The 310-nt window shown below is 41.6% G+C and carries 1 pseudogene; it reads right to left on the bottom strand.

Annotated features, from left to right (window positions below):
* Positions 1-23 precede the first annotated feature (23 nt).
* Positions 24-310 (bottom strand): annotated as a pseudogene (locus J582_RS25675) (bifunctional methylenetetrahydrofolate dehydrogenase/methenyltetrahydrofolate cyclohydrolase); the annotation flags it as partial.

The following is a 310-nucleotide window of genomic DNA, read 5'->3' as shown; positions in this document are numbered from 1 at the left end:
GACGCCGTCGTGAATAAATTAAATTAACCTAAAGCTTTTTCAGCAGCTTCTACAGTTTGGCGAATCAAAGTAGTAATGGTCATTGGACCAACACCACCCGGTACTGGTGTATAAGCAGAAGCAATTTCTTCAATACCTTGTAATTGAATATCGCCTACACCGCCTCCATCACGTGGGTGGAAACCAGCATCTACAACAACTGCACCCTGTTTAATCCAGTCTTTTTGAATAAGTTCAGCTTTACCTACAGCACCAACAATAATGTCAGCCTGTTTCACAAGCTCAGGTAAGTTTAATTTATTCACGACGG

It is taken from the genome of Acinetobacter sp. 1566109 (genome assembly GCF_000582255.1).
Taxonomy (GTDB): domain Bacteria; phylum Pseudomonadota; class Gammaproteobacteria; order Pseudomonadales; family Moraxellaceae; genus Acinetobacter; species Acinetobacter nosocomialis.
This window is presented reverse-complemented; position numbering and strand designations above follow the sequence as displayed.